Raw genomic sequence first — 21,706 nt, forward strand, 5'->3', positions numbered from 1 at the left:
TTTTTGGGTGTTTGATGCCAGGTTGATTACTTATTCCTGTTAGTCTTTTTTAAACAGTGTCCCTTTAGCTCCTGCTTTAATGGTCCACTCTTTACCTGCAAAATGTATATTGCGTAGCTCCCCGGTAAAAGGGCGTGGTGTGGATGAATTCTGAAGACCTGTTCCTTCACCGGCTTCCGGAGAGAAGCCGAAGAACGTCGTGATGACCACATCACTGAACGCAACGCCGCTGATACATTCTTTCATGCAGCCCTGCCTCATGGCAATACGCACAGGCGCGTCATAGGCAGTACGGTTGGGGCCAAAAAATTCCCGGGCCTGTGCAAATGGGCCTTCCTTTGTAACCACTGCCGTACGACAGTAAAACGCATAGGCTCCAACCGGATCACCCAGGTGCCACATGGTATTAACAGTGAGTGGAATCCAGCCGTCATAAGCGCCCATAGGGCCATGATCCGGGCGGTCTGAATTCATGGCCGCAGCATCTTTCCCGCTCATCGCACGCATCCAGTCACGGGTAATGAGTTCGTTTTTAACGAAGGAAATCATTTCTGATTTTTGTGCAGGAGAGAGGTCCCGCTTTAATGCATTGCCGGTATATATGAAGTCTACACAGTGCCGCAATTCCACACGTTTACCATTTAAGTGCCAGGCATTCCAAACGCCATCTCCCGACTTGTAGAGCGACAGTACCACGGGAAGTAGCATCGTCGCTTTCTGCTGTAGTTCATTTGCACGTACCGTATTGCCATGCAGAAGATACCATTTTGCGGTCTCCCGCATCATCCATATATTTTGCGCATTGCAGGAAGGGACACAGTGGATATAAGCGGGAGCACATTCAAGCAGGTTGTTGTTTTCACCATAGTTAGCCAATCCATCATGACCTTTGGGTAGTGATTCCCAGTTGGTAGCAAGTGAGTCCATGGTTTCCATGATGGTGTGGCCATTTTCCAGTTTTTCATCGAGGAAGTGGCGGTCATTTGTGACGCGCAGATATTCATCAATGGTTTTAAAGATAGTACATGCATTGAATGCATAACCGCCGATGTTGTCATAATGATTCGTATCAAAACCTGTCGTATCCCGTAAATCGAGCGCATAGCCACTGGCTTTTCCGCTACGTGGGTTCTGTACCAGCCAGCGGCGAAGCGTTGCCTTCATACCCGCAGGTTCCAGCAGTGCCCATGCAGTTGCCTGCATAGAGGCATCCCAGTAATATTGAGTGCCATCTTCCCGTTCACCACTGGTAATAAAAGAGCGGGGGTGGACCGGAAACTGTGTACGTTCCAGGGCTAACATCGTCCATGCGCCAACGTAGTAGTTGCGTACCAGTGCAACGTCAGGACTTTTTAAGACAGGCAGATGTCCTGAAAAATGTGTATTACCCGGAGTGAAAGCGTCCGCCCAACGATTCTCCCAAACCTTTTTGCAGTCATCGAAGTAAGTGTTGAAGCTGGCCGCCCACCTGGTCACTAAAGCATCGGTTTGTGCCGTTTGTGAAGATGCTTCATCACCCGCCGCAAATTCAATATGCATACTGCCTCCTTTGGGTAGTTCCATTGTCCAGCGCCAGATAACCGTATCTTTTTCTGTTGATACATTATCGGGTTTGCGTGATGGACGCAGGATGGATGTTACTCCCTTGCGTTGGTTGCTATTGGAAACGCCAATGCCATCAGCCAGGAGTTTACCCGGTACGCGCAAAGTCAGCGTAGTATGGCGTGGTATAATCGTTGTATTGGTGGCAAGGATGCGACACATCACATTTCTTGATTCGTTGATCATTCGCGTGTCAGTTTCCACTGATATGCCATTGCAATATGGATTGCGCCGCAGCGCCTTATAGGGGAAACAGCGGGTTTCCGTGGCCGGATATTCCTGCCCGTCTATGGTCAGTGTAGTGACAGGATGTCCTTTCCGCCAGGGATATATTCCCCCTGGATAATAGTAATAGGAGGTCAGGTCCCGGTTAACCACCAACATATGGTGGAGATTATGGACTGCAGGCATATTATCCACCTGGTCCATCGGGATCCAGTCTCCGGCAATGTCATCAAGCGTAGGAATCCCCAATGCTGCCGCGCGTTTCGAAGAAGAATCAGTGATGATTACAGGGAGGTGATCTGCTGATGCAAAGACAGAAAGCGTATTGAAAATAGCTGCTGTAAGAATAACAAAAGCTATACTTGTTTTCATAACGTAGAATTTAATATGTACAAACATATATACATATTGGTACATTTCAAAGACTGGCAGGTAAAATTATCCTGTTGATTTGCGGTAGATTTCCTGTCCACTTTCAGACATGGAGTGTTCGGATACGGACGTCCATAGCAAAATAAAATGCGTAATATCGTTGTACAGCGCAGGTTGTGTGTATGGCAGCATTATTGTCATTTAACGGAAAATTGCCAAATCATGTTAAGAAGTCATGCCAGGGTGGCCTGGAGAAATCTTTTAAAGAACAAAACTTTTTCTGTCATAAATATCATAGGGTTGTCTACCGGGATGGCGGTGGCCCTGCTGATTGGTTTGTGGGTTCATGATGAATTGACGTTTAGTAAAAATCATGCGCATTACGATCGTATTGTGCAGGTGATGCAGCACCAAACTTTTAACGGCGTGGTAGGTACGCAGCCTTCCAATCCTTATTTGTTAGGACAGGAGATCCGCGATAAATATGGTAGTGACTTCAAGTATGTGGTGATGTCGTCCTGGACGGGTAAACATATATTAACCCATAACAATAATGCGGTTTCCGAAACCGGCAATTTCTTTGAGCCGGACTTCCCGGAAATGATTACGCTTAAAATGCTGAAAGGTACCCGTGGCGGGTTAAAAGACCCTGCATCGATCCTGTTGTCGGCCTCGGCTGCAAAAGCATTGTTTGGAGATACAGATCCTACAGATAAGTTGATAAAGATAGATAACCGGCTGGATGTGAAAGTGACTGGTGTGTATGAAGACCTGCCTTACAACTCCGATTTCAGGGAGCTGGCCTTTATTGCCCCCTGGGAGTTATATGTCAACAGTCAACCCTGGATTAAAGCGATGGACAATCCATGGCGGTCCAACTTCACCCAAACCTATGCACAACTGGCCGACAACGCAGACCTGGAAAAGGTTTCGGCTAAAATAAAAGATGTGAAGCTGCATAAAGTGCGGGCAGAAAGTGCGGCATTTAAGCCGGAAGTATTTCTGCATCCTATGAGTAAATGGCATTTGTATGCGGAGTGGGACAATGGGAAAAATGTAGGTGGAGGTATTCAGTTTGTATGGCTTTTCGCGATCATTGGTTTTTTTGTGCTGCTGCTGGCATGCATTAACTTCATGAACCTAAGTACTGCCCGTTCTGAAAAGAGGGCCAGGGAAGTAGGCATCCGGAAGGCTGTAGGATCTGTCCGTGGCCAGTTGATCATGCAGTTCTTCAGTGAATCTCTCCTGGTAACGGTAATTGGTTTTGTATTGGCATTGTTGCTGGTGCAGTTGGCATTACCGGTATTTAACAGTGTAGCCGACAAGAAGGTCAGCATTCCAGTATCGAATCCCTTATTCTGGCTGATTGGCCTTGCGGTGACGCTTTTTACCGGCTTAATTGCCGGTAGTTACCCTGCATTATATCTTTCTTCTTTTGAGCCTATCAAAGTGCTGAAAGGTACTTTCCGCGCAGGACGTTATGCGGCCATTCCCCGGAAGGCATTAGTGGTGACACAGTTTACTGTGTCGGTCATTCTTATTATAGGAACCGTGGTCGTGTTCCGGCAGATTCAATATGCACAAAGCCGTCCGACCGCCTATAACAGGGAAGGACTGCTTGCCATTCCAATGAAGACTGCGGAAATGAAAGATCATTTTGAATTAATCCGCAATGAGTTGCTGGCAACCGGCGTGGTGAAAGACATGGCCTATTCTTCCAGTGGTACCACTGAGCTGAATGCTATTAATAATGGCTATACCTGGAAAGGAATGCTGCCGGGAACACAGGGAAATTTCGGCTCCGTTAATGTGACACATGATTACGGAAAAACCATTAACTGGCAGATCATCGCAGGACGCGACTTTTCGAGAGCGTTCGCTACAGACAGCACTGCTATGATCCTCAACGAAGCTGCCGTTAAATTTATGGGCCTGAAAGATCCGCTGGGAGAAATCGTAAAAGTAGATGGTAAACCATTTCATGTGATAGGTGTGGTGAAGGACATGATAATAGAATCGCCTTATAATCCGGTCTTCCGCACTGTTTTTACCATAGATTATGACAATGCCAATCTGATCAATGCTAAAATAAATCCTGATAAAACCACCGCTGCTGCGCTGGCGCAGATCGAGGCGGTCTTTAAAAAATATAATCCCGGCGTTCCCTTTGTTTACAATTTTGTAGATAAAGATTATGCTGAAAAGTTTGATACGGAACAACGTATCGCCAAGCTCTCCAGCTTCTTTGCGGTGCTGGCTATTTTCATCAGTTGCCTGGGACTGTTTGGTATGGCCTCTTTCATGGCAGAGCAACGCGTGAAGGAAATCGGTGTGCGCAAAGTACTGGGCGCTTCCGTTTTTAATTTATGGCGTTTGATGACAAAGGATTTTGTATTGTTGGTCGTGATCGCATTGCTGTTGGCAATACCGGTAGCTTATTATTTTATGAACAACTGGTTGCAACACTATAAATACCGCACGGAAATATCCTGGTGGATCATTGCATTGACCAGTGTCGGCGCGTTATCCATCACTTTGCTGACAGTAAGTTATCAATCCATTAAAGCAGCGATGATGAACCCGGTGAAGTCGTTAAGGTCGGAGTAAGGATTTATTTAAGTAGCTCGAGTTCAATATATTTTGTACAGTCGTTTTTCATATCAGGAGAATTATCAAGCAGGATGGCACCACCACCTTGTTTGATCATTTCTTTTACGGTGTTATAGCTTACCATAGCACCTTCCGGGCCTTGTCCTGTCAAATCAAAAATGATATGGTTTGTATTGGATAACGTAGCATAAAGACTGATTAATTGCTGATGATTTCCTCCCAGCGGATTCATTTTTGTGCGCTTGTTAATAAGCGGATGCTCGTATATTTTGCTGGCAAATTCATGGTGTGGTTGGGCATTTTTTTTTAAGTATTGCCCAACAGTCGACGGATAGAAACGCTTTCTTATCCATGACTCCGTGAAATGTGGCACATAGGTCAGCGGCTGATATATTTTAACAGCATCATTCGAAATCCTACCGGTTAAAATGTCAACCAACTTCATTTCCAAATCATTGAAATGTGCCCCACTATATAAATAGACGACTACCATTTCCCCTTCTCTCAACTCAAAAGGAGGTATGAAATATTTTTCTATCGTTATCCCTTTACTTTCCACTATTATCGCATTGCTCATAATCTACCCGTTTATCTAATCATAAACTAAAATAAGGTTAATATCGGCAAAGAAGCCATCAATTTTGGCATATACCCTTACCCGTTATTAAACTAAATTCGTAGGACGACAACAAAATCGAGGCTATTACGATAGTAAAGAGCATTAATGAACCCGTTTGTGAGGGYTGTCACAGGCCAATCTTGTAATTCAACCAAAGCAATCAAATCAACTGTCTTGAATATTCTATGCCCTGCAGGTTAAAATAGTATCTCCAATTCCATCAGCTGATTTATCATTCAGTTAATAAAAGCAATCTTATGAAGTAGACTTTATCCACTATGACCGGCTACCGCGGAAATATCCGTCTGTTGCGGGTTACACGTTATACGTTTTTTTTCTGCGGGTAGCATGCTGCTACCTGTCGTTATACTTTTCTCCATACATTAAACCATTTATATGTCACATTTATCACGAAAGATAATAGTGGGGTTGCTATGCCTGGCCATCAGCCAGGGAGTTGCCGCACAACAAAAAAATGCACCGGCGCCATTGCCGGATCACTGTTCCTCTTCCAGGGCGATGCAGGAACTATATAAGAAACATCCTGCATCCTTACAGGCTGCACGCAACCAGGAGGTTAATATCCGGAAGATGGTAGCCAGGCTGCAGCAACAGCGACAGGCATTCGGAACACAATCTGTGCAATACACCATACCGGTGGTATTCCACATTAATGACGCCGTGAATCCCTATAAAGTAACGATGGCGCAGATCCGTTCTGCCATAGATATTATGAACCAGGATTATAACCTGGCAAACCCTGATTACAGCCAGATTGACTCCCGTTTTATAGGATTGGCTGCTAATCTTCATATTACTTTCCGGCTGGCAGATATTGACCCGCAAGGCAATCCTACTAATGGCGTAACCTATCACTACAATGATCTGGATGGCCGCTCTCCGGACGGTTCGGGCGCTAATGTAAAAAGCGTTTCCTACTGGCCCGGAGAAAAATACCTGAATATATGGATCGTGAGTGAAGTGGAACAGAAAGGGGTATTTAATAATTCCGGCTGGACTTACCTCCCGGACGACTGGGTGGCCAGTAATCACCTGGATGGCGTAGTTTATAACTGGCGTTATCTGGGCGCACCGGGCGTAGGGTCTTCTGAAAACGGCTATCCATATATGAAGCGGGTGCTTACACACGAAGTAGGTCACTTTCTTAATTTACAGCACACCTTTGAAAACGGTTGTACCGCTCCCGGCGATGAAGTAGATGATACACCACCTACACAATCCAACTATGGGGGATGTAACTTAAATGCCAACTCCTGTGGTACGGTGGCGAATGTAGAAAATTACATGGACTATTCTTCCTGCACCAAGATGTTTACAGCAGGTCAGGCAGACAGAATGCTGGCCGCGTTAACCAGCACGGTGGCTCACCGGAATAATTTATGGTCAGCCGCCAACCTGGCCGCTACTTTGTTGTCGGATTCCACTAAAAGGATGGTGCCGGCTTTTAATTTATTCAACGAAAGTGATGTAAATAACGGATCTATAACGCTAACGGATACACTGAAAATGCTGGGCGGCGCAAAGTTTGCTGTCAGTAGTGGCAGCCTGACGCAAGGCACGCACTTTACAGTGCAAAACCTGCCTGCCGGCTTGTCGGCGGTTATCCAAGTGGTTAACAACACCACAGCGATATTGTCTTTTACCGGCCAGGCTACGCAGAATAATGTGATCAATAATATGGACAGTTTAAAAATTACTTTCCTCAATGCGGCCATACAGGGTGGGGCTGGCTCTCTCTATCGCTCTTATATCAACCTCGGTATTCATTTCCTGGATCCTTATAAGATCATTTATAATGATATCCCTGATATTGTAGTGAACAGCACCAGTACCTGGACTCGCTTTAGTTTTAATACAGGAGATGCGGACTTCGGCGGCTGGTTCAACAGTGGCAAACTGCGCCTGGAAACCTATCAGAAAGCAGCAGTGTGTGAAGGCAGTACCCGGAATATTTCTCCGCTGCCGGTGAATACAATGATAGGAGATACGTCTTCTTTTGTGGCCGGTGGTGCATACCCGGATGAACATGATATCTTCAGCAGCACTTATACCAAATGGGGTGGTAAGACAGCCTACGTAGGTGTTAAGTTTACCGTAGGAGGCAAACCCCGTTATGGCTGGATTCGTATTACGGTAGCTGCCGATGGCAGCACTTACACCATTAAGGACTATGCCTGGAACCAGGCGCCTAATGGCAGTATCAGGGCCGGTAATGCAGGAGCGCCTACGCTATCCTGGTCAAAGACCCAGTTCCGCGAAGCACTCGCTAATGATGGTGGCATTACAGATTCCTCAGAAGTTGGTATTCTCGGTAATACCTTCGCCATCAGCTCCGGGAATTTCACTAACAACGTGCATTATACCGTTAGTAATCTCCCTGCTGGGTTGAGTGTACAACTGAAAGCTTTGAATAATACCACGGCAATCCTGAAATTCACAGGCAAGGCTACCAGTCACGCGGCGGCTAACAATACAGCAGTGACTGTCAATATCTTACCTGCAGCTTTTAGTACGCAACAGGCAGCAGATAGCGGCCAGAAACAGTTGCTCATCAACTTCCGCGATCCTTATATGATTAAGTACGTGGATGTAAATGATACGCTTTACACCATCAATATGACCAATAACTGGTATTATTTCCTGGTAGATAATATTCCGGAAGCCGCCTATGGCTTGTGGGCAGACAGTGGCAGGTTAAGATTTGAAGCCTACCAGAAGCCGATCGTTTGCCAGGGTACTGCTAAGAATATTTCCCTGCTGGCCCCCAATACAGTCATCAGTGATACCTCTAACTTCGTAGCTGGTGGCGCTTACCCGGATGAACATAACCTGACTACCGCCTCTTATACGGTGTGGAAAGGAGCAACGGGTTATGCAGGATTTACTTTCACGACCGGTGGTGAAAAATTCTTTGGCTGGTTCCGGTTTAAAGTAGCCGCTAACGGAAGTGGATATACGTTAATGGATTATGCCTATAATACGTTGCCTGGTGGCAGCATTAAAGCAGGCCAAACCGCTTTGCCTGTAACAGATTCCGGGTTTCATGTAACTGATTACTGTACCGCCAGTACGGCATTGAACTATAATACCATCACACGGGTACGGTTCGCTAACCTGGACAATAGTTCACAATGGGATGGTTATAAAGACTTCACCGCACAATCAGCTACCGTAACAGCCGGAGGATCTTATCAGTTGCAGATAAATCTGAATATAGAATACTGGCCGGACATTTCTGTGGCCGCATGGGTAGACTGGAATGGCGACAAACAATTGAATGATACCACAGAAAAAATATTTGTTAGACGGGGTACTGGTCCTTTCACTCAAACCATTACGGTGCCTGCTAATGCGAAGAATGGCACAACGCTGCTTCGCGTCAGAATGGGGTATGGCAGTAATATGAAACCTTGTGGCATTGATGGTTACCAGGGTGAGGTAGAAGATTACACCGTTAAAGTAACCGGAGGCACAGCGTTGCTGAAGAAGATGGGGACTTCCAATTACAGGTTGAGTGCGACCAGTCCTTTTTCAGACAGGATTAATATCAACTACCAGTCCACCGTAACTGGTATGGCAAAAGTGAAGCTGTATAACCTCAACGGCTATATGCTAAAAGAACAGGATGCGCATGTAATAAAAGGTAATAACACCTTGCAGATAAATAATCTGTCTGCATTACCGTCAGGCGTGTACATCATTGATGTATCCTATGGCGGAGAAAGACATACCGTGAAAGTGGTAAAATAGATACTATTCCAAAGATGAAAACAGGTGGTATATCGAAAGATATACCACCTGTTTTTTTTAGCTGCCACTATACACCGTGTTAATCACGTCATCCAGCCCTTTGTCACTCCCCAGTGTTCCCCAGGTTAAATGTTTCTGTGGTGAAAGTCGTGCTTCGCAAAACAGCGGCGCCAGCGTTTCCGGTGCTATCCGTATTAGTTCTATCGCCTGCATGGCCAGCGCCATTTTTTCAACGATGATGCGCGCTTTATATTCATCCGGATGTGCTATCAGCGGCTGCAAATTTTCCAGGTGATGATCTAAATGTGTATCAAAGCCTTTGGCCTGTTCTAAGTAATCCATGAATGCGGTGATGCTGTGAGGTTCTTTGTGCATGCTGCGCAGCACATCCAATGCCTGTATGTTGCCGGAGCCTTCCCATATGGCGTTCACCGGTACATCGCGGTATAGCCTGGGCATAATGGATTCTTCCACGTAACCATTTCCGCCAATACATTCCAGGGCTTCACCGAGTACCAGCACTGCTCTTTTGGTGTTCCAGAATTTTCCGATAGCGGTAGTGATGCGGGTAAAGTGCATGGCTGCTTCATCAGTAAGTGCGTCATCGAAACCTTTCGCCAGGCGCATGGCGAGAGCGGTAGCGGCAGCGGATTCCAGACATAGATCGGCCAATACATTTTTCATGAGTGGCTGATCGATCAGTTTTTTTTCAAAGGCACTTCTGTGGCGACAATGATGGATGGCTTCTGCCAAAGCCCGCTGCATGGTGGCAGCAGAGCCGATGGCACAATCCAGGCGGGTATGGCGTACCATCTCCATGATGTTGGCCACGCCGCGACCTGTTTCTCCGATGAGCTGTCCCCAGGCTTCGTGGAATTCCACTTCACCGGATGCATTTGATTTGTTGCCCAGTTTATCTTTTAACCGCTGAAAGTAGAGCGCATTCTTTTTTCCTTCCGGTGTGAACCGGGGCACCAGGAAACAGCTTAATCCTTTATCTGTTTGGGCCAGCACCAGGAAGGCATCGCTCATGGGAGCGCTGCAGAACCATTTTCTGCCGGTAATTTTGTAGATACCATTGCCTGCTGGTTTCGCAAAAGTAAGATTAGCACGGACGTCACTGCCACCTTGTGGTTCGGTCATGGCCATGCCAAAGGTGACGCCTTTTTTCAGGGTGTATGGAATAGGTCTTGCATCGTATTCACTGGAAAGTACCAGTGGTAGCCATTCTTTGGCAATGTCGGATTCGATGTTGAGTGAAGGCACTACCGCAAAGGTCATTGTTAAAGGACAGCTACTGCCTTCATCTATTTGTTGTTTGAGATAAGACAAGGTGCTGTGTGCGAGGTAGGCGCCTTTCTTGCTGCCCGTCCATGCGATGGAATGCACCTGGTGACGGATGGCTGCTTCCATCATCTGGTGATAGGCCGGATGATATTCAACGATATCTGCGCGGTTGCCAAAGCGATCATGCGTTTTTAGTACAGGAATATTTTTGTTGGCCAGCTCACCAGCACGCTGCATCGCTTCACTTCCCATCAACGCGCCGAATTCAGTGGCCTGCTCCTGTATCCAGTTGCCACCATACAACTGAAGTGCTTTTTGAAGCAGGGGATGGGTGGTAAATGAATTGTAATTTTCAAGTACAGGTACCTGGTTGGCGGAGTTGTGAAAATCAAAATCAACAGGAAGCATATAATGTGATGTTTGATATACACTAATTTAAACTATTTGCGACAAAGGCTACCGGAGTAAATACTATAAAAAAAGGCCGCTCCATCTGGAGCGACCTTGTATGACGGGTTGGTTTTAAGCTTATCTTCTTTTTCTGTAAATCAGGAGTGCTGTTGCCAGTAGCAGCAACGATACAGGGATCACCCCAAAGAAAAATATCCGCATGGTGAGGATACCTGCATCATCGCTGTCTATTACATCTCTCGACCTCATCGCACCGGTGTTGATGGGGAACTCTCCATAGGTAAACCACCGGAATATTTCTGTGGCAAATGGCTGGTTCCATACGGATGGTTTTCTACGGGAAATTTCTGCGGAGCTCATGAAGTCAGCATCGCCGGCAACAATGATCCGCTGCGTTTTTCCGGCTTGTTTTCTTTCCATGGCAATAGCCAAAGGCTGGTTATTTTTCGATAACAGCAACGGTACCACCTGGAAACCGGACGTGGTACCATATTGCAGGTTAACCGCGCCAGACACAGATACCACGCCACTGTCGGCCTGATAAGCTCCCAATGCCGGTGAAATAGCACCTGCTTTATCAGAGAAATGAGACAGGATGAAATCCGGCGCATAGTCCCTGCTTTCTTCCTGCACGGTGGCATCGCCGGCATGTACGTCCAGTTGCTGCAGTAAAGGCGCCAGCACCGCCTGTGATCCGGGCTCCGTCATCAGGAACAGGTTCCTGCCACTGGCCACATATTGCTGCAGTTGTTCCTGCGTCTGGGGAGAGAACGCGGTTTGTGATGCAGCAATCACCAGTATGGTAGTATTAGGAGAAATATGCCGGAGATCCAGGTTAACAGTATCCACCGTAAAGCCCTGGTTGATCAGCGCAGCACGGAAGGAGCCTTCTTTTACAAATGTTTTCAGGGCAGCATCTCCGGCTTTGGCAATACTTCTTTCTCCGTTACCGGTAAGGAAAGTAACTACAGGAATCCGGGAAGGTGTGACAATATGTTTCAGGGCCGCAGTAAATTCCCGCTCACCCGGATAGATCATCATATCGTTGTAGTACCGCAGAAAGGTTTGACCATCGCCATATTGGAGCAGTCGTACCAGCCTGTTTTCTTCGGGCCGCAGATCTACCATTTTCCGGATAGTGGCTGGTGGCAGTACCTTTTTAAAGTCAAGGTCCTGTATGTCAGCTACTTTTTTGGCAATGGCGGCATCCGTTTCTCCCGGGTAATTTTTATAGAGATTTTTGTTATCACCAAAATCATAGTAATACACATAGTTCATTTGCAGGTCTGGCATAAACCGGCGGTAAGGGATCATCAATCTTTCATCCGCACTTTTCTTTTCCGGTGAGCCCAGGTAATAGTTGTCATCGAGGATATTCACGTAAGTTGTAATCTTCAATGGCTTATCCATTTTCTTTACCAGCTCGCGGCTTTGTGGACCCAGTGTATGGATCCTGGTAACGGTCATGTCAATATAACCGGTAGCTGCCGGGAGAGAGCTGATATAGCCAACGAGGAAACAAAAAGCCACCAACCCAATATACCTGGTAGTACGGAGCCAGGTGGATTTAGCTTCCCGCTGATCCTGCAAACGCATACAGGTAATAGTCAGGAAAAAGCCGATGACGAGGAAGAAATACAGTACATCTTCGGAGCTGATTAACCCGGCAATAAATTGTTCTGTTCTGCCGGAGATAGACATAAAGTAGGTAATATGTCTTATCGTATCATTACCCTGAAACAGGCCACCAATAAAGTTCAGCAGGGCCAGTACTGCCAGTGTGCTGATAGCTGCTACTACCTGGTAGGTAGTTAGGGAAGACATGAATAGACCGATGGCCGCGTAAGCGCAGATCAGCAGATACAGTCCCAGCGCACCGGATGACAGTAATTGCCAGTCGATATGTTCAATAAAGTAGGCACCGGAGATACTGTATAAACAGATAATCACCAGTAATAATGCACCATAGCCCATCATGGCCAGGTATTTTCCCAGCACAATATCTTTGACTTTAATAGGGGAGGACAATAATAATTTGATAGATCCGCTATGTGTTTCCCGGCTGATCAGGCCCATGGTTAGCAGTGGAATATAGAAGTACAGCGTACTTTTTACGCCGGGATAAAAACCTTCCCTGCCGCCAAATACCATAGCTGTCACTTCTGTAAAATGATTGCCCATACGTTGTGCGCGGCCAATCATCTGGATATAATGGAGGTAGTCAATACCTATTTGTATCGGGAACACAATTAAAATGAGCCATGCTACCGGTGAATGAAAAAGGAGGCTCAACTCCTGCCGGGCGATTCTGATAATTATTTTCATTACTKTAAAGCAGGTTTAGTTTTTTTATTAGATAACTGGGCGAAGATGGCGTCCAGCGAACTTTTTTCCAGGGTGATTTCTTTCAATCGCCACCCGTTCTGTACGCTCAGTTCCACAATGCTTCCGGAGATATCTGTTGCTGGTTCAAAGTGCATGCGGAAGGATTTGTCTGTCAGCAGCTCCACTTCCTTAATGCCTTTTATTTTTTGTAAAACGGTGAGCGGGGGAGGATTTTCCATGGTTGTAATCAGGCTATCCGGCTCGATGTAGTTATTGAAAGATTCCATGGTGTCTTTAAATACCATCCTGCCACCTTCAATCATGATGATATCCTGGCAGGTAGCCTGTATTTCAGAGAGAATGTGTGAAGAAAAGATAACGGCACGATCGGTGGCAATTTCTTTGATCAACTGTCTTACTTCCAGGATTTGGTTGGGATCGAGACCGTTGGTGGGTTCGTCCAGTACTACCAGCAATGGTCGGTGGATCAATGCCTGTGCAATGCCTACGCGCTGGCGGTATCCGCCGGAGAGGTTGCCGATCAGGCGATTGCTGAAATGGGCTACGCCGCATCTTTCTTTCACCTCTGCTACTGCGGTTTTAATGCGCCGTTTATCTACGAACCGCAGATGCGCGCAATAGGTCAGGTATTCATCTACCGTTTGTTCCAAATACAAAGGTGCATTCTGCGGCAGGAAGCCAATTCTTTTCTTGGCTTCTTCCGGGTGTGTACGCATATCAATGCCTTCAATGAGCACCTTACCAAGGGTTTGACTGAGTACGCCACAAAGAATATTCATGGTAGTGGATTTGCCTGCGCCATTGGAGCCGAGTAATCCTACAATACCTTTTTTATTGATGTCGAAACTGACATCCTGCACTGCCCAGTCTTTACTGTACCGGTGAGAGAGTCCTTCAATTTTAACGATGTTATCTTGCATTTTCTGATTTGATTAAGTCAACAGGAAAGTAAGGGTGCCGGCATCACCGGCACCCATGGAATAGGAATCAGGACAAAAAAATTACGGATTCAGTGGCCAGTCCGGGTTGAAAATGGTGGCTGCCGGCCATAGCTGACGTACATAATTATTACTGTTGGGCAGCAGTTCATATGTTTTGCCTTCTGCTATATGCGTCACCGTTTTCTGGAACCGGGTTTCTTTGTTCAATCGTTTCAGGTCAATCACACGTATGCCAGTGAAAGCCAGTTCCCGTCGTCTTTCTTCCAGTACAAAGCGCAGTACTTTTTCTGCATCATTGCTGAAGTCGGCCGGGGTAAAGGCTTTATAGGCAGCGGGCGTAATTCGGTTCAATCTTAACTTATTAATATCATCCAGTGCGGCAGACAAGTTGTTGGCGCGCGCATTACATTCTGCTCTTACCAGGTAGGTTTCTGGTATGCCCAGAAAGTTGTTGTAAAAATCACCCCGCAGAAATAATTTTACATGGTAACGGCTCATATAATTGAAGGGAGGCGCCGGAGGCCAGCCGTCAGCATAATACAGCATCCAGCGACGATCATCACTGCTGAAGAGCGCCGTCAGCTCAGGAGAGGCGCAAACACTCATACCTAAACCAAAAGGCCGGAGAAAATGACGGGCCACAATCGTTTCTTTGTTATACTGACAATCGGGAATATCCGTCCATCCCACCGGTGCGCCGGGTACATTAGGGAAGGGGCCGGGAATAACAACTTTATTGTCGTTCATATTGGCCAGTTCCGATTGCAATGCAAGCGTGAGGTCTGCATTCTTTTTGGCATTAGCATAGTCGCCCATAAAAAGATAGGCCTTGCTCAAAGCGGCATAGCCACCGGCTTTGCTGGCCCTGAATTTTGTGAGTTTGTGATCCGGCGGGAGGTCGGGTATCGCCGCATTGATATCATTGATCACCTGGTCATATACTTCCTGTATAGTATTTCTTTTGAACTTCGCATTAATGTCCGCAACCAGTGCAATGGGGATACCCAACTGCGTGGCAGCAGTGGCGGCATCATAATGCGATGCGTACATATTTACCAGCAATAAATGCTCCATGGCACGGTTCAGGAGGGCTTCTGCGCGGAGTCCTTTTTTAGCAGCTTCCGTTCCCTCTGTAGCATCCATGATGTTATTGATGATGGTGTTACTATAAAAAATTCTCTTGTAACCTTCACTCCATTCATAGTCATTATCACTTTCTGAATAGGGAAGGGGATTGAAGGTGTAGATCTTGCGACCCGATAGAGCTTGTTTGCTATACAGGTTACCCGGTTCTCCTTCCGGCAGGAAAGCATCATCGGTCATCAGGTCCCAGTAGTAATCGCCATAATTAAGGTTGTTGGCTGAATTGAGCAGACCTTCATAATCGGCTACTGTAATCGGAATGAATTTATCTTTAGGCTTAATGTCCAGGAATTTGGTACAACCGGACAAAATTACCAGGCATGTTATGATAGAGAGATAGATTTTCCTCATGGCTGTTGGTTTTAAAAAGTGACATCTAATCCTGCCATATAACCTGGCATTACCGGTGTGGTTCTGGCGGCTGAGTACGAGGAAGCGGAGTAGGCTTCCGGATCAATGCCAATAGCGTTTTTATACCAATGGAAAGGATTTTGTACCTGTAGTGTTAACCTGGCAGAGGATATTTTTTTCGTCCGGGATAACAGCGATGCAAAATTATAAGACAATGAAATGTCCCTTACTTTGATATAATCGGCCTTGAGTACATTCTGATCAGCTGCATACCAGGTCTGGGTAAAATAGATGTTTCCGTTGTTTTTAAGATCTGGTGCCGGTATAGTTCCCGGAATTTTTTCATCTCCCGGCTTACGCCAGAAATTCATCACACGGTTATCAGTATTGGAGGAGTTAAGAGCGCCGTTGAGAATGGGCACTACATCCCGCATCACATTTCCGCCGTTGGCGATGACCATGATATTCAAGGTCAACTGATGATACGTAAAGGTATTGGTAAAGCCGGCGGTGTATTTAGGCCGCATGGTACCACTGTATTCCAGTGCGTTTACATCTGTCATGTTCATGACCAGCGCACCTGTCTGATCATAGTTTTGCACTACTTTTCCGGCAGCATCATATACCAGCATGGTACCATTGGTTGGATCAAGTCCGGCAGATTTAAAGCTGAATACGGCATCCATCGGATAGCCCACCCTGTTTACGCCATAGCCGCTGGTCAGCCCAACAACACTCGGATCTTTTGTGTTGATCTCGGTCATCCTGTTTTTATTCAGACTGAGTGCCAGGGTACTGCTCCACGAGAATTTTTTTTGCTGAATGTTTTGTGTATTGAGCGCCAGCTCTATGCCTTTATTATTCAGACTACCAAAATTGATCAGTGAGGTAGGAAATGCATTGGTAGGATCAGTGGCTTTATCTCCCAGGAGGTCCGTGCTCTTGCGGATATAATAATCGATGGAGCCGGAAATCCGCTGGTGGAGCAGCGCAAAGTCAACACCTATATTGGTGATGGCAGTTTTTTCCCATCTCAGTGATTTATTGGGTGGGTAAATAATGTTAGAGCCAGTAGTACCTGTTTCCCGGATAAAAGCGGATTGTGCCTGCAGGTATGGGCCTACTTTTCTAGCCACGTTACCGCTTAATCCATAGGTAGAGCGGATACTGAGGCTGCTGAGCCAGGAAATATTCTTCAGAAAATCTTCTTCAGATATTCTCCAGCTGGCGCCGGCAGACCACAGTGGAAGATACCGGTAACGGGGATCTGTACCAAAGAGATTGGAATTGTCGATACGGATACTACCGGTAACATTGTATTTACCATTGTAGGTATATCCTGCATTACCGTAAGCAGAAATGTAACGGTCCTCTGTATAGCTGAAATAGTTTTTATCGCTGTAGTTGTAAGAAAATGTACTACCAATAGCCTGTGTCCCTTCTAAGTATCCGAGCAGGGATTCATCCACCGGCAGGAATTGCAGGTTATTATCGTTGTAGCCCATTCTGAATACAGAAGTATTTTCCTGTGCCACTGCTCTTCTTTCTATACCTGCCAGCGCAGTAATATGGTGCTGCGTGTTAATCTGCCGGTCAAAGTTAAGCTGGGCGCGGGCCGTATAGGACTTGTTGGAGGATCTTATTTCCTGTATTTGCCCGCCATCCGGTACATTTTTTTTGATCACCCCGTTGTTGATTTGTGTGGCGTTATTGATCATATCCTTCGTGGAAAAGGCATCGGTCCTGAAAACCTGTGCATAGTTACCGCCGCCACGTTCTGTCTGATATTTCAGGTCCAGGCTAAGGCCTTTAATAATTTTCACGGTGAATCCACCCTGTAAGCGGAAGTAATTTGAAGTGGATCTGAAATCATTTTTATCAACATCATCCAACGGGTTGTAGGTTTCATCCAGCAAGCCCAGGTTTTTTAACCGGTCTATTTCATATTTTGATTTCAGGTAGTTCCATGGAGCGGAGCTGCCATCGGGGTTCCGCAATACCTCATACGGCATGCGGGTGTAATAAGACGTAGGGTAGAACGCATCATATTTACCATTGGCGATATTGGTAAATACCGCTGCATCTGCGTCGAGCCATTTGAATACTTTTACTTTATCTTTCAGGCCGATGTTTACCGTTTCGTTGGTACTCTTAAGTCCATAGCCACGGTTGCCGGTATAGTTCATATTCAGGTTGTACTGATGTATTTCATTACCACCATTGGCAGAAAATGCATGTCGTTGCTGGAAATAGTTCCGCATCAGCAGGTCCCTGATCTGACTTTGTCCGTCCGAACTTCTTAACCTGTTGAGGGTGGCATCCAATTCTGCTTTGCTGATGATGTGCTGTTCGTATTGATACAGTGCCTCATTTACTTTGGGTTGTGCTTCTCTCAGAATTCCGTCGTCGTAGGAAGGGTGCCACATATTAAACAGTTCCTGCTGCAGGTCTACCATTTGTGGAGCATTGAGCAGGTGCATGTAACCAATGTCTGGTTTAGGTACGATGTAAAAGGTGCTGCTGAAATTCACCGTCATTTTCCTGGCGCTGCCGTAGCGGGTGGTAATCGAAATAACGCCATTGGCTGCGCGGGTACCATAAATAGAGGCGGCTGCAGCATCTTTCATGATGGTCACATTTACCACGTCGGCAGGATTAATAAAGTTGAGGTCTCCTTCATACGGAAATCCATCCACTACATAAAGAGGGGCCTGGTTACCATACAGGGTGGAGAGGCCGCGAATGGTGACAGTACCATTCTGCATAAACAGTCCGGGTACGGTGCCTTCCAGGCGGTCGAGGAGACTGGTTTCCAGTCGGGCGCCCAGTGTTTTTTCTGTGATGATGCTGAATGACCCGGTGGCCCGTTCTTTCGGTATAGATTGATAACCGGTATTGGCGGTCACATTTACGTCTGTGAGGTTGGAAGTGAGTGCCGACAGCGTAATAGTGCCGGTGTTACCACTTTTCAGCATCGCTGCTGTTACCACCAGTTCTTTTGTTTTGAAGCCAATAAAACTAAAGCGCAGCACCTGCCCGGCGGATGCAACGATGGTAAAATTACCTTCGATATTGGTAATGGTAGTTTGATTGGTGCCCATGAGCATCACGGTGGCGCCGGGCAAAGGTGCGCCAGTGCTGTCGGTTACATGGCCGGTTACGGGAGATTCTTTTCCTGCAAGGTCTTCTGTTACATCGGTTGGTGAAAGGCGTTTACCAGACAACATAATCGTGTTACCGGCAATTTTGTAGTTAAAGGGCTGGTCTTTCATGACCAGGTCCAGAAAGGTGAGCAGTGGCATGTCGCGAACATTCACAGAAATCGCTGCGGCCTGTTTCAGCAGATCCGATTTACCCCACACCACAAATCCTGTTTGTTTTTTGATGGTGGCAAACAGTTTTTCCATTGGCACTTTCTTCCCTGAAAAGGTGATGGACTGTGAAAATGTGCTGGCTGATACATGTAGGCAAATGGCAAGAAGGAGGACACTTGTTAGTCTCATAATCCGGAGCATTTTGGTTGGGAGCCGGCATGGCAAGTCCCAACGGCTCCAGTAAGCAATTTTTTGCATAGATTTGCAGCGTTTGGTTGTTAATAATGGCGGTCGCGAAACCCTGTTTAAGATCAACTGAACAACCCTTTGAGCGATCAAAGGTGACCGGAAGTGTTAGTCGCACTTCCGGTTTTTTTATGTTGGTTGACCTGTCGTGTTAATTTGTTTTTTTATTTCAGGCATAGTATTTTTTTATATTAAGGCATCACAATCAGCCGCCGGCCTTCTTCCAGCCGAAAATGTACCTCTGCACTTTCCAGCCCTGCCAGTACATCCGAGAGCTTTAATGACCGGCTCATTTCTCCGAAGAAGTGTACATCCGGAACATTTCCTTCATATACCACTTCCAGGTTGTACCAGCGTTCCAGTTGCCGCATCATCTCTCTTAAGCCTACTCCTTCAAAATTGAATAAACCGTTTTTCCAGGCAATAGCTCTTTCTACATTAGCATCCGGGCTTACTTTCAACTGGTGATTCTCCCAGCGTACCTGTTGCCCCGGTTTCAAAATTACCGGCTGGGATGCTTCATGGGTAAGGGATACGCGAACAGCCCCTTCTATTAAGGTAGTCGCTATATTTTGTTCATTCGTATAGGCGTTTACGTTGAACCCGGTTCCCAGTACCGCCACTTCCAGTTGTTTACGCACCTTCAGTTTAAACGGCTGTGTTGCCTGTTGCGCCACTTCGAAATAGGCTTCCCCCGTGAGTTCCACCAATCTTTCTTTGCCGGTAAATGCCACCGGGAATTGGAGTACGCTGCCGGCATTCAGCCATACCCGGGTGCCATCCGGCAATACCACCTTAAACTGTTTGCCATTGGGCGTAGTGATGGTATTGTAAGCCACGGCTTCCATGAGGGTGCCGCCGGGCGTGTATTGGAGCCCGTTATCCTTCAGCACTACGCGGGTATTGCCCTGGGTGGTGATTTCACCGTTACCCATACTATCCAGCACCACCTTTGAGCCGTCTGCCAACGTTAATATGGCACCGTTGCTGCCAGGAGTGGCATCCGGTGTGGCCTTTGCAGCCATTCCGGAAGGAGGTTTTTGCTGCTGGTAATGATTCAGCAGGTAGGCGGCCGTTCCCAGCATAAGTACCACTGCCGCCGCCCAGCCCCATTTGTGCAGGAAGTGAATGCGGTATACCGGTTTGGTCACCGGCTCTGAAAGCTTATCGGCCTGTAGGATCTTGTCGGCCACTGACATCCAGTGGGGATGATCGTATGCCGGCAGGGCTGATGCTCCTGGTGCTTCCAGCAGCGACTCCACCTCGCTGATGGTATCGCTATCCTGTTCTACCAGGGTAGTGAGTTCCAGCAGCTCTTCTGTGGTGGCCGTGCGCTGAACTAACCGGTTCAGTAAATATTGTAATCGGGTGTGTTGTTCCATTTAATGTGTGGTGAATACAGGTAAACGAAGCCCTTTATCTCCCTCTCCCTATTACCAGACAATTGAGCGGGAGAATGGTACCGAAAAAAAAGAAAGTTTTTTTCACGTTAGCTGAGGATATCGATGAATAGGGCCAGCAGCAGGGGATAACCGGCTTTCAGGAGCGACTGGCGAATACTTTTCAATGCCATCACCAGCAGATTTTTGACCGTGCTGACAGCCAGTTGCATGTGTGTGGCAATTTCCGCGATGCTCAATCCCTGTTCTCTGCTCAGGCGGTAGATCTGTTGTTGTTTTTCAGGCAACTGCGCCACTGCTTTGTTGACCAGTTGCAGCAACTGCTGGAAGTCGACGGTGTCGGAAACCGGGATGGCGCTTTCCGGCGCAACTGCATCCATTACTTTGTCCCGGATCGTTTGGCGCCGGACATAGTTCACGGCCAGGAAAAAGCAGATCTTCTTTATCCAGGCGGCAGGATGGGTTACTTCCGTGAGCTGGTCGCGGGTGAGCCATATTTTTAAAAAAGTATCCTGCACCAGGTCGTCTGCCACCGCAGCAGATCCCGTAATACGGGCTGCCATGGCCAGCAGCCGTGGCGCATGCATTTCAAAAAGACTCCTGAACGCCGCTTCATCGCCGTTAGCGAGGCGTTTATAAAGGTCAGGAGCATCAATAGAATGACCGTCGCTCAATTAAATGATATTTTATTATACTGGCTATGAGATGGCAATAAAAAACAGACAGGCGATCCGCCGTAGTTTGATTGATATTCACATGTTGGCATTGGTATCAGACAAAATAACAAATACGGAGACAAGATAAAATAATAATGCTGAATATTACCTCCCCGTTGTATCAATCTTCCTGTACAATTGAACGTTTTGACCGGTAGCTGACCCCAAAATGACAAGTACTTTTATATAGTAAATCAATTTATTAAACCAAAATCTACAGGATGAACACGATCTGTACACGATTGCCACAGGTGACTATTTCTCCACCTCCTTACCACATTTTTATATCCAGAAACTTGTAATTCCTAAACCCTGACAACCAGATGAAACCCGGCCGATGCCCTATCGGAAT

12 protein-coding genes are annotated in these 21,706 nt (G+C 46.7%); 2 read left to right on the forward strand and 10 right to left on the reverse strand.

Features of this window, described 5'->3' with window-relative positions; translation table 11 throughout:
• Positions 1-39 precede the first annotated feature (39 nt).
• Positions 40-2,199, reverse strand: coding sequence for a hypothetical protein (locus tag AC1DCV_RS25090; protein WP_477025740.1), 2,160 nt, complete (start codon positions 2,197-2,199; stop codon positions 40-42).
• Between the two features lie 66 nt (positions 2,200-2,265).
• Entirely contained in the window at positions 2,266-2,391 is a 126-nt protein-coding gene (locus AC1DCV_RS25095; protein WP_477025741.1) for a hypothetical protein, read from the reverse strand.
• 30 nt (positions 2,392-2,421) lie between these two features.
• On the opposite strand from AC1DCV_RS25095, the gene AC1DCV_RS25100 reads away from it, so the two are divergent.
• A complete protein-coding gene (locus AC1DCV_RS25100; protein ID WP_477025742.1) occupies positions 2,422-4,806 on the forward strand; it encodes an ABC transporter permease in 2,385 nt (794 codons plus the stop codon).
• Between the two features lie 4 nt (positions 4,807-4,810).
• Here the strand turns inward: AC1DCV_RS25100 and AC1DCV_RS25105 are convergent, their stop codons facing one another.
• The gene (locus tag AC1DCV_RS25105; RefSeq protein WP_477025743.1) at positions 4,811-5,386 is read right to left on the reverse strand and encodes a hypothetical protein; all 576 of its coding nucleotides are present in this window, start codon (positions 5,384-5,386) and stop codon (positions 4,811-4,813) included.
• Positions 5,387-5,824: 438 nt separating this feature from the next.
• Here AC1DCV_RS25105 and AC1DCV_RS25110 point away from each other — a divergent pair, with 438 nt between their 5' ends.
• Positions 5,825-9,199, forward strand: a complete 3,375-nt coding sequence (locus tag AC1DCV_RS25110; RefSeq protein ID WP_477025744.1) for a M43 family zinc metalloprotease — start codon at positions 5,825-5,827, stop codon at positions 9,197-9,199.
• 57 nt (positions 9,200-9,256) lie between these two features.
• On the opposite strand, the gene AC1DCV_RS25115 is transcribed toward AC1DCV_RS25110, so the two are convergent.
• The 7 genes from AC1DCV_RS25115 to AC1DCV_RS25145 all read right to left on the reverse strand — a co-directional run bounded on the left by AC1DCV_RS25115 (position 9,257) and on the right by AC1DCV_RS25145 (position 21,312).
• A complete protein-coding gene (locus tag AC1DCV_RS25115; protein WP_477025745.1) occupies positions 9,257-10,894 on the reverse strand; it encodes an acyl-CoA dehydrogenase family protein in 1,638 nt (545 codons plus the stop codon).
• A 120-nt stretch (positions 10,895-11,014) separates the two neighbouring features.
• The gene (locus AC1DCV_RS25120; RefSeq protein ID WP_477025746.1) at positions 11,015-13,222 is read right to left on the reverse strand and encodes a DUF4350 domain-containing protein; all 2,208 of its coding nucleotides are present in this window, start codon (positions 13,220-13,222) and stop codon (positions 11,015-11,017) included.
• Positions 13,222-14,163 carry an ABC transporter ATP-binding protein gene (locus AC1DCV_RS25125; RefSeq protein ID WP_477025747.1) on the reverse strand — a complete coding sequence of 314 codons (942 nt, stop codon included), beginning with the start codon at positions 14,161-14,163 and terminating at the stop codon, positions 13,222-13,224. Before AC1DCV_RS25125 ends, AC1DCV_RS25120 begins: the two co-directional genes overlap by 1 nt.
• Before the next feature lie 81 nt (positions 14,164-14,244).
• Positions 14,245-15,678 (reverse strand): RagB/SusD family nutrient uptake outer membrane protein, encoded by a 1,434-nt coding sequence (locus tag AC1DCV_RS25130; RefSeq protein ID WP_477025748.1) that lies wholly within the window; start codon positions 15,676-15,678, stop codon positions 14,245-14,247.
• Between the two features lie 11 nt (positions 15,679-15,689).
• Entirely contained in the window at positions 15,690-19,181 is a 3,492-nt protein-coding gene (locus AC1DCV_RS25135) for a SusC/RagA family TonB-linked outer membrane protein (protein WP_477025749.1), read from the reverse strand.
• A gap of 248 nt (positions 19,182-19,429) precedes the next feature.
• Complete coding sequence (locus tag AC1DCV_RS25140) at positions 19,430-20,620, reverse strand: FecR family protein (protein WP_477025750.1); 1,191 nt, start codon at positions 20,618-20,620, stop codon at positions 19,430-19,432.
• A 107-nt stretch (positions 20,621-20,727) separates the two neighbouring features.
• Positions 20,728-21,312: an RNA polymerase sigma factor gene (locus tag AC1DCV_RS25145; protein WP_477025751.1), complete on the reverse strand. Its 585-nt coding sequence runs from the start codon at positions 21,310-21,312 to the stop codon at positions 20,728-20,730.
• Positions 21,313-21,706 lie beyond the last annotated feature (394 nt).

The sequence above is a fragment of the Chitinophaga sp. 10T418 genome (genome assembly GCF_056394125.1).

Excerpts from the sequence above, each read along its gene's own strand:
- AC1DCV_RS25090 (WP_477025740.1), bottom strand. The coding sequence starts at position 2,199 with ATGAAAACAAGTATAGCTTTTGTTATTCTTACAGCAGCTATTTTCAAT.
- AC1DCV_RS25095 (WP_477025741.1), bottom strand. The coding sequence starts at position 2,391 with ATGCTGCCATACACACAACCTGCGCTGTACAACGATATTACGCATTTT.
- AC1DCV_RS25100 (WP_477025742.1), top strand. The coding sequence starts at position 2,422 with ATGTTAAGAAGTCATGCCAGGGTGGCCTGGAGAAATCTTTTAAAGAAC.
- AC1DCV_RS25105 (WP_477025743.1), bottom strand. The coding sequence starts at position 5,386 with ATGAGCAATGCGATAATAGTGGAAAGTAAAGGGATAACGATAGAAAAA.
- AC1DCV_RS25110 (WP_477025744.1), top strand. The coding sequence starts at position 5,825 with ATGTCACATTTATCACGAAAGATAATAGTGGGGTTGCTATGCCTGGCC.
- AC1DCV_RS25115 (WP_477025745.1), bottom strand. The coding sequence starts at position 10,894 with ATGCTTCCTGTTGATTTTGATTTTCACAACTCCGCCAACCAGGTACCT.
- AC1DCV_RS25120 (WP_477025746.1), bottom strand. The coding sequence starts at position 13,222 with ATGAAAATAATTATCAGAATCGCCCGGCAGGAGTTGAGCCTCCTTTTT.
- AC1DCV_RS25130 (WP_477025748.1), bottom strand. The coding sequence starts at position 15,678 with ATGAGGAAAATCTATCTCTCTATCATAACATGCCTGGTAATTTTGTCC.
- AC1DCV_RS25135 (WP_477025749.1), bottom strand. The coding sequence starts at position 19,181 with ATGAGACTAACAAGTGTCCTCCTTCTTGCCATTTGCCTACATGTATCA.
- AC1DCV_RS25140 (WP_477025750.1), bottom strand. The coding sequence starts at position 20,620 with ATGGAACAACACACCCGATTACAATATTTACTGAACCGGTTAGTTCAG.